10 protein-coding genes are annotated in these 13,316 nt (G+C 71.4%); 6 read left to right on the top strand and 4 right to left on the bottom strand.

Annotated elements, in window-relative coordinates; translation table 11 throughout:
* Positions 1 to 28 precede the first annotated feature (28 nt).
* Together AUL33_RS09875 and mprF are read right to left on the bottom strand one after the other, a co-directional pair.
* Positions 29 to 241, bottom strand: a complete 213-nt coding sequence (locus AUL33_RS09875) for a hypothetical protein (protein ID WP_156419348.1) — start codon at positions 239 to 241, stop codon at positions 29 to 31.
* A 79-nt stretch (positions 242 to 320) separates the two neighbouring features.
* The gene (mprF, locus tag AUL33_RS09870) at positions 321 to 2,942 is read right to left on the bottom strand and encodes a bifunctional lysylphosphatidylglycerol flippase/synthetase MprF (protein WP_062207085.1); all 2,622 of its coding nucleotides are present in this window, start codon (positions 2,940 to 2,942) and stop codon (positions 321 to 323) included.
* A gap of 66 nt (positions 2,943 to 3,008) precedes the next feature.
* Here mprF and AUL33_RS09865 point away from each other — a divergent pair, with 66 nt between their 5' ends.
* Complete coding sequence (locus tag AUL33_RS09865; protein WP_062207083.1) at positions 3,009 to 3,611, top strand: GGDEF domain-containing protein; 603 nt, start codon at positions 3,009 to 3,011, stop codon at positions 3,609 to 3,611.
* A 37-nt stretch (positions 3,612 to 3,648) separates the two neighbouring features.
* Here the strand turns inward: AUL33_RS09865 and AUL33_RS09860 are convergent, their stop codons facing one another.
* Entirely contained in the window at positions 3,649 to 4,524 is an 876-nt protein-coding gene (locus AUL33_RS09860; protein WP_062207081.1) for a dienelactone hydrolase family protein, read from the bottom strand.
* Positions 4,525 to 4,815: 291 nt separating this feature from the next.
* Between AUL33_RS09860 and AUL33_RS09855 the strand changes: the two genes are divergently transcribed.
* The 5 genes from AUL33_RS09855 (at position 4,816) to AUL33_RS09835 (ending at position 10,503) form a co-directional block, all read left to right on the top strand.
* Positions 4,816 to 5,853: a fatty acid desaturase gene (locus tag AUL33_RS09855; protein WP_062207079.1), complete on the top strand. Its 1,038-nt coding sequence runs from the start codon at positions 4,816 to 4,818 to the stop codon at positions 5,851 to 5,853.
* 190 nt (positions 5,854 to 6,043) lie between these two features.
* Positions 6,044 to 7,069 carry an acyltransferase gene (locus AUL33_RS09850; RefSeq protein ID WP_062207076.1) on the top strand — a complete coding sequence of 342 codons (1,026 nt, stop codon included), beginning with the start codon at positions 6,044 to 6,046 and terminating at the stop codon, positions 7,067 to 7,069.
* A 74-nt stretch (positions 7,070 to 7,143) separates the two neighbouring features.
* Positions 7,144 to 7,584 (top strand): DUF1810 domain-containing protein, encoded by a 441-nt coding sequence (locus AUL33_RS09845; protein ID WP_062207074.1) that lies wholly within the window; start codon positions 7,144 to 7,146, stop codon positions 7,582 to 7,584.
* The gene (locus AUL33_RS09840; protein ID WP_062207072.1) at positions 7,581 to 9,716 is read left to right on the top strand and encodes a glycoside hydrolase family 3 N-terminal domain-containing protein; all 2,136 of its coding nucleotides are present in this window, start codon (positions 7,581 to 7,583) and stop codon (positions 9,714 to 9,716) included. Before AUL33_RS09845 ends, AUL33_RS09840 begins: the two co-directional genes overlap by 4 nt.
* A 40-nt stretch (positions 9,717 to 9,756) precedes the next feature.
* Positions 9,757 to 10,503: a hypothetical protein gene (locus AUL33_RS09835; RefSeq protein ID WP_062207070.1), complete on the top strand. Its 747-nt coding sequence runs from the start codon at positions 9,757 to 9,759 to the stop codon at positions 10,501 to 10,503.
* A gap of 58 nt (positions 10,504 to 10,561) precedes the next feature.
* Here the strand turns inward: AUL33_RS09835 and AUL33_RS09830 are convergent, their stop codons facing one another.
* Positions 10,562 to 13,294 carry a bifunctional acetate--CoA ligase family protein/GNAT family N-acetyltransferase gene (locus tag AUL33_RS09830; protein WP_244492097.1) on the bottom strand — a complete coding sequence of 911 codons (2,733 nt, stop codon included), beginning with the start codon at positions 13,292 to 13,294 and terminating at the stop codon, positions 10,562 to 10,564.
* Positions 13,295 to 13,316: the final 22 nt, after the last annotated feature.

The following is a 13,316-nucleotide window of genomic DNA, read 5'->3' as shown; positions in this document are numbered from 1 at the left end:
ATCGGCCCCGGGTGTCCGGTTCCGGCGTTTAATGCAATTGCTGCGGCTTGAGGCCGATGATGTCGAGTGCGACGTGGCAGGCTTCGAGGAAGCCGGAGCGGTCGACCTCGGGGTGGATCTCAAAGAAACGCCGGGCGATGCGATCGCCGTCGTTCTCTTCCTCCACCAGTTGCAGGATCGTCATGATCGGGTCGACCGGGTGCTCCACGTCAGACTCCGCTCGTGGTTGTCCTTCGGCCATCGCAGGCCCGGCCGCGATTTGCAATCCCGCGGGAGCGATCCCTATCGCCGCGCCCCCGGGTCGCGCACCGGGGCGGACACTACTTGCGGAAGACGCCGCGCAGGCCGCCGCCGATGAGGATCGCGACGTCCATCATCGCCAGATACGGGTTCAGCCCCCCGGACACCGCGAGATAGCGCGGCTGCCAGTCCGGCTCGAACTTCGACTTGAAGGCCAGGAGGCCCTTGAAGTTGTAGAGCCGTTCGCCGAACTCGAAGACCGCTCGGCCTGCGCGGTTCCAGAGCGGCGCATCGGCCCGGTCGGCCATGCGCGCCAGCGGTGCCATGCCGAGATTGAGGGTGTGGTAGCCCTCGCTCTTCAGGTGCTCGATGATCTTCACGAAGAGGAGATCCATCGTGCCGCGATGAATGCCGGGCACGAAGCGCATCAGATCGATAAAGGCGCTCTCGCGGCGATCGGTGATCAGGAGCGAGGCGAAGGCGACGATCCGCCCCTCGAGGCGCAGGACGGCGACCGGCTGGGCGGCGAGATAGGCGGGATCGAAGCTGCCGAGCGAGAAGCTCTTCTCGCGCACATTGTGATGGGCGAGCCAGGTGTCGGAGACGGCGGCGAGCTCCGGCATGAGCGCAGCCACCGCTTCGGGCGGGATCACCTCGAAGGCCAGCCCGTCGCGCTCGGCGCGGTTGGTGGCGCGGCGAAGGCTTGCCCACTTGCCACCCGACATATTGAAGGCGACGAGGTCGACGAGCGCCTGCTCGCCGAGCTTGAAGGCGCGAAGGCCGACATCGGCGCAGGTCGCGAGAAGTGCCGGCGAGACCTGATAGAAGACCGGGCGGCATCCGGCGGCCTTCGCCGTCTCGATGAAACGCCAGACGAGGCCGGGCCAGGCGGCGGGATCGCCCACGGGATCGAAGAGCGCGATGAGGGAGCGGCCCCGGCGCGCATACATGATGAAGGCCGAGCCGTCGTCGGAGAGGAGCACGCTCTTGTCGCCCATGCGCACGAGTTGCGCGTCGCCCGCTCCTTGCGCCTCGACGATGCGCAGCGCCTCGCCGAGCGCCGCATCGCCGTTGCCCGATACCTCCGGCGACGCGGCGGGCCGCAGCAGGAGAGCCAGCGCCGTCGCCAGCGCGGCGCCGATGAGGAGCGCACCGGCCGACGAGAGCACGCCGGGCGTCGGCAGCCAGAGGCCGCCGATCGGGCGCAGTCCGGCCACCCCTGCCGGAGCAGCCACGACGATCGCGACGAGGATGGCACCCAGAAGGATGACGGCCGGAACCGCGCCGATCCGGCGGCTCGCTCGCGCGAAGATCCGGCGCTGCGGCAGGAGCACCGCCGCGAGCGTCAGGCAGGCCGCAGCCTCCGCCCAGCGCATGCTGCCTTCGGGCGCAAGCGACAGCGCGAGCCCCGCGAGAACCGCCGCGGCCGCGCACCACCACGCCCGCGCCAGACGGCGGCCGAGGCCTCGCGCACTGGCAACGAGCGCGAGGCCGGTCGCGGCGCTCGCCATCGAGTCCGACGACAGGGAGGCACCGTGCATCAGGAGGCTTGCCGCCGGCAGCAGAAGCACCAGCCCGGCAATGCCGGACAGTCCGGCGGCGAGGCGCGCGGTGGCAGCCTCGCGCGAGCCGATCAGGCGCATCGCCGCGATCCGGTCGAGGCCGCGAGACACCTCGGCCTCGGTCAGGAGCAGGATCGCGATCGCCAGCGGCAGGCCGTGATAGACGAGGCGGTAGACGACGAGCGCCGCCAGCACCGTCTCGAGATCGCTCACGGGGCCGAGCGCGGCGACGATCACCGCCTCGAAGACGCCGAGGCCGGCAGGAATGTTGCTGAGGACGCCGAGGCCGGTGGCCACCGCAAAGGCGGCGAAGAAACCGGCAAAGCCGAGCGGCGTCTCGGGCAGCAGCACGTAGAGGGCGCCGGCCGCGAAGGCGACATCGACGGCGGTGGCCGCGACCTGGCGCAGCATCAGCGTGCGCGAGGGCGCCGCGAAGGAGAAGCCGGCGACGCTCCAGCGGCGCGCACCCGAGACGAGCGCCAGCGCCAAGAGGCCGAGCACCGCGGCGGCGACGAGCCGGCTGGCGAGCGGATCGAGGCCCATCGCGGCCGCGACCGGCGTCGGGGCGACGAGGAGCGCGGCCGCGGCGACCGAGGCGAGCCCCAGCCCGAAGGCCACCGCCACGAAGGCGACGATCGCCGCGATCTCTTCCGGCGGCAGGCCGAGGCGGCTGTAGGCACGGTAGCGCACAGCGCCCCCGCTCAGTGCCGCAAAGCCCGCCGTGTTGCCCACCGCATAGGCGCAGAACGAGGTCCGCAGGACCTCGCCGACCGGCAGGCGGCGGCCGACATGAGCGAGCGCCGAGAGATCGTACACCGCGAGCGCGGCGAAGCTCAGCGCTGTGAAGGCGACCGCCGCGGCGACGGCACTGCGCGAGGTCGCGGAAAACGCCACGATGGCGGCGCCGGCCTCGACATCGGCGGCGACGTCGAGCGCCGCCTTGCCGAGGAAGGCGATTACGAGAAGCGTCGCCGCCGCCGTGAGACGGCCGCGATGACGCGCGAGCGCGGCGAGGATCCGGCGCGTCGGGGTGTCGGTCGCCGGCGTGGCGCTGGCCGAGGCAGGACGATCCTCGCGCCCAGGCTCGGCGGTCTCGATCTCGGCCGGCACGGACACGGCAATGGCGGCAGCCACGGACATCGGCAACTCTTCTCTGGCGTCGGATGGACGGCGGCATGGCATGCCGAGCCGCACGATCCCTATCCGATGCCGATTGAGGAAGCGTTGCAGCGCAGCGTCGCAGGCGCGTCCATAAGCTGCCAAGCCGTCGCGAACCCGGTGCCGCCGTGGCCGGGGTCTCTACATCCCGTCAAAAAGAGCCTCGAATTCCAGCTCATCGCGCGCCTCGACGCCGCGATCCTGGCGCTCGGCGAGGGCGGCGCAGGCTTTGCCGTCCTCTATCTCGACCTCGACGGCTTCAAGGCTGTGAACGATCGCCACGGGCATGCTGCCGGCGACGACGTGCTGCGGCAGGCCGCGGGCCGGCTTGGCGATGCCGCAGGGCCCGGCTCGCTGCTGGCGCGGCTCGGCGGCGACGAGTTCGCGGGGATCCTCGCCAGCAGCGAGGACCCGCGCGAGGCCCGCCGCGTCGACGAGCGGATGATCGCAGCGGTGCGCCGGCCGATCGCCCTGCCGGACGGATTGGTGCTGCAGGTCGGCGCGACGATCGGCGTCGCCTTCGCGCCGACCGACGGAACCGACCCGCTGACGCTGCTGCGCAAGGCCGACGGCGCGCTGGATGTCGGCAAGCACGGCGGCAAGCGCCTCGTACAGATCCACATCGCGCTCGCCGAGGCAAAGGCGGGCTGACCCCGGCGCCGGAGCCCGGCCCGCATCGCCGCCCGCGTCAGGCGAGTTTCGCGCGCAGGAACGCCAGCGTCCGGTCGAAGGCGAGATCGGCGGCCGCCTTGTCGTATCGGGCGGCCGACGTGTCGTTGTTGAAAGCGTGGTTGACACCCTCGTAGACGAAGATCTCATGCTCGACCTTCGCGGCCTCCAGCGCCTCGCGATAGGCGGGGATGCCGGCATTGATGCGCTCGTCGAGCCCGGCATAGTGCAGCATCACGGCGGCCCGGATGCGGGGCACGTCGGCGGCCTTGGGCTGGCGTCCGTAATAGGCGACGCCGGCCTTCAGATCGGGATCGGCCACCGCCAGATCGTTCACCAGACCGCCGCCCCAGCAGAAGCCGACGGCGCTCACCCGGCCGCCGACCCCGCGTTGCTCGCCCAGCCACTTCGCCGCGCCCACCGCCAGCGCGGTCGTGCGGGCAGCATCGAGCCGGCCGATCATCTCGCGCGCCTTGTCCTCGTCCGTCGGCGTTCCGCCATCCGCCGAGAGAAAATCGGGCGCCAGCGACACGAAGCCGGCCTTGGCGAACCGCCGGCCGACATCGGCGATATGGGCGTTGAGGCCGCGGTTCTCGTGGATCACGAGGACGCCGCCTGCGACCGCGGCATCGCCCGCCGGGCGCGCCAACTGGCCGGTCATCGCCGTGCCGTCGACGTCGAAGGCGGCCTGCGACACCACGATCGACGGATCGTCCTTGGCGACCACCGCGGCCGCAGCGCCGGAGGCCGCCAGCAGCGGCGCGATCGCCGCGGCGGCGGCAGCCGAACCCGCGAGCCCCGTCAACTTCGTCATGAAGCCGCGGCGGTCGAGCGTCAGGTGGGTGTATTCGTCGTAGGCATCGATCATGTCCTGCGTGATGGTCGGTTCGCGCATCGCCGGTCTCCCTCGTGTTCTGCCCTGTTCGCCGCAGCTCGGCGATCGTTCTCCAGCATCGCCCGGCATGACGGCGGGGAGAAGACACGCCTTGCTGATCGAGCGTTCGGGCGCCGATCCGCCGCTCGATCATGGGTCATTTGTCTCATACGAAACTGTGACCATGACTTCGCACGCCCGGTCTGCCATAGGATGCCGGGATATCGGCGCACCACGCGCGCGAGGCGCCCCCATGCGCCCGGCCTTCCGCCGCGATTGTCCCCGCACGCCACTCGAAGAGTCGGACCGTCCTTGCTCGCCACGCCCATGCCTGCCGCCCTCGCCCCGTCCGATGACGAGCTCGACGAGGCGACCGTCCGGCGGTTGGCCCGTCACTGCATGGCGTACCGCGAGGCCGACAATCGGACGGCGGCGATGCAGCTCGTCACGACGCTCCTGCCCTTCCTCGTCTGCGCCGGCCTGATGCTCTGGGGCGTCACGGCCGGAAACTACTGGCTGCTGGCGCTCGGCCTGCCGGCCGGCGGCCTGCTCGTGCGCCTGTTCGGCATCCAGCACGATTGTGGCCACAACTCCTTCTTCACCTCGCGCCGCGCCAACCAGGCGACCGGCCGCGGCCTCAGCCTGCTGACGCTCACCCCCTACGGCTACTGGAGCCGCTCGCACACGCTGCACCATGCCAGCGCGGGCGATCTCGGCCGTCGCGGCATCGGCGACGTCGACACGCTGACGGTCGCCGAATACACGGCGATGTCGAGCCTTGAGCGCTGGCGTTACCGCTTCTACCGCCATCCCCTCGTGCTGCACGTCGTCGGCCCGCCGCTCTATTTCGTGCTGTTCCAGCGCTCGCCCTTCGGGCAGGCCCTGCCGGCCTCGGAAGCCTGGCGTTCGATCATGGGCCTCAATCTGGCGCTGCTCGCGGTCTACGGATCGCTGGCCCTGCTCGTCGGGCCGTTCGCCGTCCTCGCCGCGATCCTGCCGGCAGCGCTCGTCGCCTCGTGGACCGGCGGCTGGCTCTTCTTCGTGCAGCATCAGTTCGAGCACACGCACTGGGACGAGTCCGAGGAATGGAACCTGCAGCAGGCGGCGCTCGGCGGTTCGTCCTACTACGTCCTGCCGAAGGTGCTGCAGTGGTTCACGGGCAATATCGGCCTGCACCACATCCATCACCTCAACAGCCGCATCCCGAACTACCGGCTGCAGGCCTGCCTCGACGCCGAACCGCTGCTCGGCTCGATCTCGCGCCTCTCGCTGGGCGAGAGCCTGCGCTGCATTGGCCTCGCCCTCTGGGATGCCGATTCTCGTCGTCTGGTCGCCTTCCCGCGCGCCTGATCACCTGACGGCGCGCGTCCGCCGCGTGGCGAAGCGCCGACCCGGGTCTTTACCGACAATCGCATCTCCGCTGGACGCGGGATGCGACGCCTTGCGATGGTCCGCGCATCGCGGATCCGGCCGCCCGCGACGCCGCCTTCCGGCCGAGACGAGGGCCACCGCCGCCCGAGGCCCCAACGCGCCATGCCCGATGTCCACTGATCGCTCCATCGGCCTCGATGTCGGGCGCGCCATCGCCGTCCTGACCGTGGTCTTCGGGCATGCGCAAACGGGGATCGTCGGCACCACCGCCTACGACATCGGCGCGCGCTTCGCAGTGCCCTTCTTCTTCCTCGTCTCCGGCTTTTTCCTCAGGCGCCCCGACGCGCCGCTCGCGATGTCGCTGGTGCGCCTCGCGCAGCGCCTGCTCCTGCCCTTCGCGCTCTGGCTGGCGATCTATCTCGCCTGGTTCGAACCGCCGGCCTCGGCCTTTCTCGACCCGATCTTCCTCGTCAAGCTGATTGTCCAGGGCGGGCCGGCCCATCATCTCTGGTTCCTGCCCTCGCTCGCCGTCTCGCTGGCACTCTTCCTCGTGCTGCTCGACCGGGGCGCAGGGCCGCGCACCGTCCTTGCCGTTGCCACAGGGCTCTACGTGCTGGCGCTCGTCTTCGGCGCCTATCACGACGCGCTGACGGGCAGCGGCCGCTTCGTCTGGAACATGCGCAACGGGCCGTTCTTCGCCTTCCCGTTCCTCGCCGCCGGCTGGTGGATCGCGCGGGCGCCCCAGCGGCCGGGCCTCGCCGCGTCGGTCGCGCTCATGGCTGCGGGCGCCGCGCTTCACACGGCCGAGATCCTCACGATGGACCGGTACGGCCTGCGGTTCGAGCACGATCAGCTTCTCGGCACGCTTCCCTTCGGCGTCGGCTTCTTTCTGGTGATGCTGAACCTGCCGGCCTCGCGTCCGGCTCGCTGGCTGGCGCGCCTCGGCCCCTACAGCCTCGGCATCTACTGCATGCACCTCCTGTTCATCGAGATCTCGCTATCCTGGGAGGCACGCGGGATCCTGCCACCGCTCGATGCAGGCTTTTCACCCTATCTACGCGGCCTTCTCGTCGCGATCGCCTGCGTCGCGACATGCGCGCTGGCGGCCAGCGTGCCCTGGCTTCGGCCCTTCGTGCGGCATGGCGGGCGGCAGGCTCCCTACACCGCGCGTCCCGCTCAAGCCGCGCCGGCCTGAGGATCGCGCGACATGCCGATGCCGGATTTGGCTGCGAAGCCTCGCCGCCATCCACGGCGAGAGGGAAACCAGCGATGAGCGACCCCCACGATCTCCAGCGCTTTCGCGCCGCGCAGGATCCGATCTTCGCAGCCGTCACGGCAGAGCTGGGGGCCGGGGACAAGCGCAGCCACTGGATGTGGTTCGTCTTCCCGCAGATCGCGGGCCTCGGGTTCAGCGCGACCTCGCGCCGCTACGCTCTTCGCTCGCTGGCGGAGGCGCGAGCCTATCTCGCCGACCCCGTGCTCGGCGCCCGCCTGCGGGACTGCACCGCGCTCGTTCTCGGCGCGAAGGACCGTAGCGCCCAGCAGATCTTCGGATCGCCTGATGACGCCAAGTTCCGCTCCTCGATGACGCTCTTCGCCGAGGCCGCACCGGGCGAACCCCTATTCGCCGAGGCGCTGCGGCGCCACTTCGACGGGGCGCCGGACCGGGCGACATTGGAACAACTGGCGTCGCAGGATCGCACCGCATGAACCGCATCGACCGGCTTCTGGCGGAGATGACGCTGGAGGAGAAGATCGGGCAGCTCTCGATGCTTGCCGCCGGCTTCTCCGTTACCGGCCCGGTGCTGGGCGGTGACACGACCGGCGACGTGCGAACCGGGCGCGCCGGCAGCCTCCTCAACGTCTACGGGCCGGAGGCGACGCGCCGGATCCAGCGCGTCGCGGTGGAGGAATCGCGCCTCGCCATCCCGCTGCTTCTCGGCTTCGACGCCGTCCATGGCCACCGCACCGTGTTTCCCCTGCCGATCGGTGAGGCCGCCGCTTTCGATCCCGACCTCTGGGAGGAGACGGCACGCGCCAGCGCGGCGCAAGCCGCGGCCGACGGCGTCAAGCTGACCTTCGCGCCGATGATCGACATCGCGCGCGACCCGCGTTGGGGCCGCATCGCCGAGAGCCCGGGCGAGGATCCGCTCCTCGCCTCGCTCTTCGGCGAGGCCAAGATCCGCGGCTTCCAGGGCGAAGACCTGCATGAGGCCGGGTCCGTTGCGGCCACCGCCAAGCATTTCGTCGCCTATGGCGCCGCCAATGCCGGGCGCGACTATGCCTCCACCGATCTCTCGGAGCGCACGTTGCGCGAGACCTACCTGCCGCCCTTCGTCGCCGCCGTCGATGCGGGCGTCGCCGCCGTCATGCCCGCCTTCTCCGACCTCGCGGGCGTTCCGCTGACGGCCGACGAGCGGCTGATCGGCGGCTGGCTGCGCGGCGAGGCCGGCTTCGAGGGCGTGGTGATCAGCGACTACAACGCCGTCGCCGAACTCGTCGTGCACGGCGTCGCCGCCGATCCGGCGGAGGCCGCCGCACTAGCGCTCCGGGCCGGCGTCGACATCGACATGATGAGCCATTGCTACCGCGACGGCCTGCCCGAGGCGCTGGATCGGGGTCTCGTCTCGCTGCCCGAGATCGAGCGCTCGGTTCGCCGGGTCCTCGCGCTGAAGGAGCGGCTCGGCCTGTTCGAGACCCCGCATGCCGCCGATCGGCCGCAGCCGGGCACGCCCTCGCCGGATGCCCTGCGCGAACTGGCGCGCGAAGCCGCCGTGCGCTCGATCGTGCTGCTCGAGCATCGCGGCGACGTGCTCCCGCTGGACGCGCGCCCGCAGCGCATCGCCATGGTCGGTCCACTGGCGGATGCACGCGCCGAGATGCTCGGCTGCTGGTCGGGCGCGGGGGACAGCGCGAGCGCCGTCTCCTTCTTCGAGGGGCTGGCGCTCGCGCGGCCGGACTGCGACATCCGCCTCAGCCCCGGCGTCGGCATCCGCGACGGCGACGAGAGCGGGATTGCGGCAGCCCTCGATCTCTGCGCGGGGTCCGACGTGGTTCTCCTGTGCCTCGGCGAAAGCCGCGACATGAGCGGCGAGGCCGCCAGCCGCTCCGATCTCGACCTTCCGGGCATCCAGCGCCGCTTCGCCGAGGCCGTGCTGGCGCTCGGCAAGCCCATGATCGTGCTGCTGTCGGCCGGGCGTCCGCTCTGCGTGCCCTGGCTGGCGGAGCGCGCCGACGCGCTCCTGATGACCTGGTTCCTCGGCCACGAGGCTGGCAACGCGGTCGCCGACATTCTCACCGGACGCCGCTCGCCGACGGGGCGCCTGCCCGTCTCCTGGCCCCGCACGGTCGGGCAAGTGCCGCTCTTCTACGCCGAGCGCCCGACCGGCCGACCCGCCTCGGCCGAACACTATACCAGCAAGTACATCGACGGGCCGACCGCGCCGCTCTACCCGTTCGGTCACGGCCTGACCTACGGGCGCTTTCGCCTTGGCGCCGTCGTCGCCGAACCGGCCGACGCGCGCGAGGGCGACATGCTGACCGTCACAATCGAGCTGACGAACGAGGGGCCGCTGGCGGGAGAGGAGACGGTGTTCCTTTTCGTACGCAAGCCGGTGTCGCGGGTCAGCCGCGCCCGGCTGGAGATGAAGGGCTTCGGCAAGCTGGCTTTAGCGTCGGGCGAGACGGGACGGCTGACGCTGGTCCTGCCGGTGGAGGCGCTGCGCTTCCTCGACGCGGCGCTGCGCCCCGCGATCGAGCACGGCGCCTACGAACTCCTCGTCGGCCCCTCCGCCGATCGCGCCCGCCTCGTGTCGTATTGGATCGAGGTCGGCGCGGCATGAGGAGGGCCCGCTTGTCAGCGGCCATCCGGGCGTATGCGCCATGCCGTCCCTGACCCGCCGCGGGTTCCTCGCCGGGGGCGCGGCGGCCGCCGTCTTGCCGGCTCTGGGAAGCAACGCCCGCGCGGCGGGCGAAGCTCGACGCGATCCCCGCCTGGTCGTCCTGCGCGCCGATGCCCTGCCACTGGGATGGCTGGCGCGACTGGCCGGGATGGCCGATCCCGCATCGCTTTGGCCGCATCGCCTCCTCGGCATCGGCAGGGCGATGCCGGCCGGCCTCGGGGTCGGCGCAGCCTTGTGCTGCCCGCAAAGCCTGCATCTCCTGCCGCCCAGGCGCCTCGCCGCCCTCCTCGCGCCCTCGCCCGGCCGGCAAGCCGCTCGCGTGCTGGCGGCGCGGACGCCGGGAGCCTCGCGCCACCGGGACAGCGAGGAAGCGCTTGCGACGGCGCTCGGCCGGCTTCTCGCCGAGCCCGCCGGCCCGCGCGTCGTCGCCTTGCGCGCGGATCGGGATTCGACGCTTTCGCGCGGGACGGGTTCGAGCCTTGCACGAGCACTCCGAGACACTGACCGGCGCTCATCCCTTCGCGCCGCATTCGACGCTGGGCTCGGCGACTGCCGACACGAAACGCTGGTCGTGTCGGCGCTCCACACCCACGATGGCCTCGCCCTGTTCGGCGACGCCCTGCGGGCGGGCGACGAGGAGGATGCAGCGGGGGCGCTCGCTCGCCATCTCGGCTTGCCGCGCGAGAGCGTCCTCGCCGCCATCGCCGCCCCGATCGAGGAGGGCTGAGCGCCGAGGCTGGGGGTTCTCCCGCCACTGGAGCTTTGCGGCCCCCGCCCCCCTCGCCTCAGACCGCCGGTTGCCCGCCCCATGCGGACGCCGCGGCAGCCGACGCGACGTCGATCTCCACCCGGCGCAGCGCGATGTCGTCCTCGTGGATGCGCTGAGCGAAGCCGAGCGCGCCGGCCATGGCCAGCATCGACGTGTTCTCGGCCAGCACCTCGCCGTAGACGGTGCGAAGTCCGCGCCGCGCGGCATGGCGCAGGATCGCGCCCATCAGCAGGTAGCCGAGGCCTCGCCCCTTCTGGTCGGAGCGCACCATGATGCCGAACTCCGCCACCTCCTCGTCGGGATCGGAGATCAGGCGGGCGACGCCGAGGATCTCGCCGGTGACGCCGCCGGCCTCGCCCGCCACGAAGGCCATCTCGCGCGAATAGTCGATCTGGGTCAGGCGCGCTGCGAAGGCATGGCCGATGTTCTTCATCGGCGCGAAGAAGCGCAGGCGGATGTCCTCGGGGTCGCAGCGGTTGAGCATGTCGACGAGGCCGGGCTCATCCTCCGGGCGGATCGGGCGCAGGCGAAAGGGCGTGCCGCCGCGCGTCGTCACGGTCTCCTCCAGTTCGCCGGGATAGGGCTGGATGGCGAAGCGCGAGCGATGCCGACCGGTGGCCGGCGCCAGCACGACGCGCGCGTCGAGCGCCACGACGCCGGTCTCGTCGGCCAGAAGCGGGTTGATGTCGATCTCGGTGATCTCGTCGATGTCGGCGATCATCTGCGACAGCGTGACCAGCGTCGAGGCGACGGCGTCGATGTCGGCGGCCGGCCGGTCGCGATAGCCACCGAGCAGGCGCGAAACCTTGGTGCGGCCGATCATCTCTCTGGCCAACAGCCCGTTCAGCGGCGGCAGGCCGACCGCCCGGTCGGCGATCACCTCCACCGCGGTCCCGCCCTGTCCGACGAGCAGGACCGGCCCGAAGATCGCATCGGTCTTGACGCCGACGATCAGCTCGTGGGCCCGCGGCCGCCCGATCATCCGCTGTACCGTGAACCCGTCGATCGCCGCGTCCGGCCGGCGCTCGACCACGAGCTTCAGCATGTGATGGGCGGCCTCCTCGACCATGGCGGCGCTGTCGAGCTCGAGCCGAACGCCGCCGACGTCGGACTTGTGGGTGATGTCGCCCGACAGGATCTTCAGCGCCACGGGAAAGCCGAGCGCCTCGGCCGTGCGCGCGGCCTCCTGCGGTGTCGCCGCGATCTCGGTGCGTACCACGGGAATGCCGTAGGCCGCGAGCAGCCCCTTGGCCTCGGGCTCGGTCATCACCGACCGGCCCTCGCCGAGCACTTTCGCGACCGCCGCGCGCGCCGCCGCAAGATCCACCGAGGCCGGGGCGATGGCCGGCGGCGTCTGCATCAGGAGATCCTGATTGCGGCGATACTCGACGAGTTGCATGAAGCCGCGCACGGATTCGTCGGGGGTCGCATAGGTCGGGATCGCCTTGGAGGCGAAGAGCCGGCGCGAGTCGCGCGCCGCGCGCTCGCCGAGCCAGCAGGTGAGGATCGGCGCCTTGCGGCCGGGCAGCGTCACGCCGACCGTCGCCTGCGCGGCGTCCATGCCATCGGCCACCGCATGCGGGCAGTTCATCACCAGCACGGCGTCCTGATTGGGATCCTCGAGCAGAGCCCGCAATGTCTCGGCATAGAGGGCGCCCGGCGCGTCGCCGAGAATGTCGACGGGGTTGGCGTGCGACCAGGCATGCGGCAGCAGCGCGTCGAGCCGCTGGAGCGTCGCCTCCGACAGCTGCGCCAGCCGCCCGCCGGTGTCGGCGAGCGTATCGGCGGCGATGACGCCGGCGCCGCCCCCGTTGGTCAGGATCGCCAGCCGGTCTCCCTTCGGGCGCAGACCGGAAGCCAGGGTCGCGACGGCGGCGAAGAGATCGCGCAGCGAGCGCACGCGCAGCATGCCGGCCCGCCGAAACGCGGCGTCGTAGACTTCGTCGGAGCCCGCGAGCGCCCCGGTGTGCGAGGCCGCGGCCTTCGCCCCGCCCTCCGAGCGTCCGGCCTTGATCACCACCACCGGCTTGGTACGCGCGGCGATACGCGCCGCCGTCATGAACTTGCGGGCGTTGGTGATGCTTTCGACATAGAGGAGGATCGCCCGCGTCTTGGCGTCCACCGCGAGATAATCGAGGAGGTCGCCGATATCGACGTCGCTCATGTCGCCGACCGAGACGACGTGCGAGAAGCCGATCTCGCGCACGTCCGCCCAGTCGAGGACGGCGGTCGCGATGGCGCCGGACTGCGAGACGAAGGCGAGATCGCCGGCCTTCGGCGTCAGATGCGCGAAGGAGGCGTTGACGCCGGTGCGCGGCGAGATCACGCCGATGCAGTTCGGCCCGAGGATGCGCAGCAGCGTCGGGCGCGCGGCGTCGAGAAGCTCCTGGCGCAGCGTCCCCTCGCCAAAGCCCGCCGAGATCACCACCGCCGCTCGGCAGCCGCGTGCGCCGAGTTCCGCCACCACGGCGGGCACTCCGGCGGCGGGCGTCGCGATGACGGCGAGATCGGGCGTCATCGGCAGGTCGGCGACGGAGCGGTAGCTGACGGCGGAGCGGATCGCGCCCTCGTGCGGGTTCACCGGCATCACCGGCCCGGCAAAGCCCGAGCCGAAGAGATTGCGCGCCAGCACCGACCCCACCGATCCCGCGCGGTTGCTCGCGCCGATCAGCGCGATCGACTGCGGGGCGAAGAGGGCGTCGAGATTGCGGATCGACATGAGGCGGCACTCCGGCAGGACGTCAGGCACGGCACGGCGAACCCGCCCAAGG

The organism is Aureimonas sp. AU12, assembly GCF_001463705.1.
Taxonomy (GTDB): domain Bacteria; phylum Pseudomonadota; class Alphaproteobacteria; order Rhizobiales; family Rhizobiaceae; genus Aureimonas.
The sequence above is the reverse complement of the archived record's forward strand: the minus strand, read 5'-3'. Positions and strand labels throughout refer to the sequence as shown.

Bases quoted from the DNA above. Each gene is read 5' to 3' on its own strand.
- AUL33_RS09875 (WP_156419348.1), bottom strand. From the start codon at position 241: ATGGCCGAAGGACAACCACGAGCGGAGTCTGACGTGGAGCACCCGGTC.
- mprF (WP_062207085.1), bottom strand. From the start codon at position 2,942: ATGTCCGTGGCTGCCGCCATTGCCGTGTCCGTGCCGGCCGAGATCGAG.
- AUL33_RS09865 (WP_062207083.1), top strand. From the start codon at position 3,009: ATGCCGATTGAGGAAGCGTTGCAGCGCAGCGTCGCAGGCGCGTCCATA.
- AUL33_RS09860 (WP_062207081.1), bottom strand. From the start codon at position 4,524: ATGCGCGAACCGACCATCACGCAGGACATGATCGATGCCTACGACGAA.
- AUL33_RS09850 (WP_062207076.1), top strand. From the start codon at position 6,044: ATGTCCACTGATCGCTCCATCGGCCTCGATGTCGGGCGCGCCATCGCC.
- AUL33_RS09845 (WP_062207074.1), top strand. From the start codon at position 7,144: ATGAGCGACCCCCACGATCTCCAGCGCTTTCGCGCCGCGCAGGATCCG.
- AUL33_RS09840 (WP_062207072.1), top strand. From the start codon at position 7,581: ATGAACCGCATCGACCGGCTTCTGGCGGAGATGACGCTGGAGGAGAAG.
- AUL33_RS09835 (WP_062207070.1), top strand. From the start codon at position 9,757: ATGCCGTCCCTGACCCGCCGCGGGTTCCTCGCCGGGGGCGCGGCGGCC.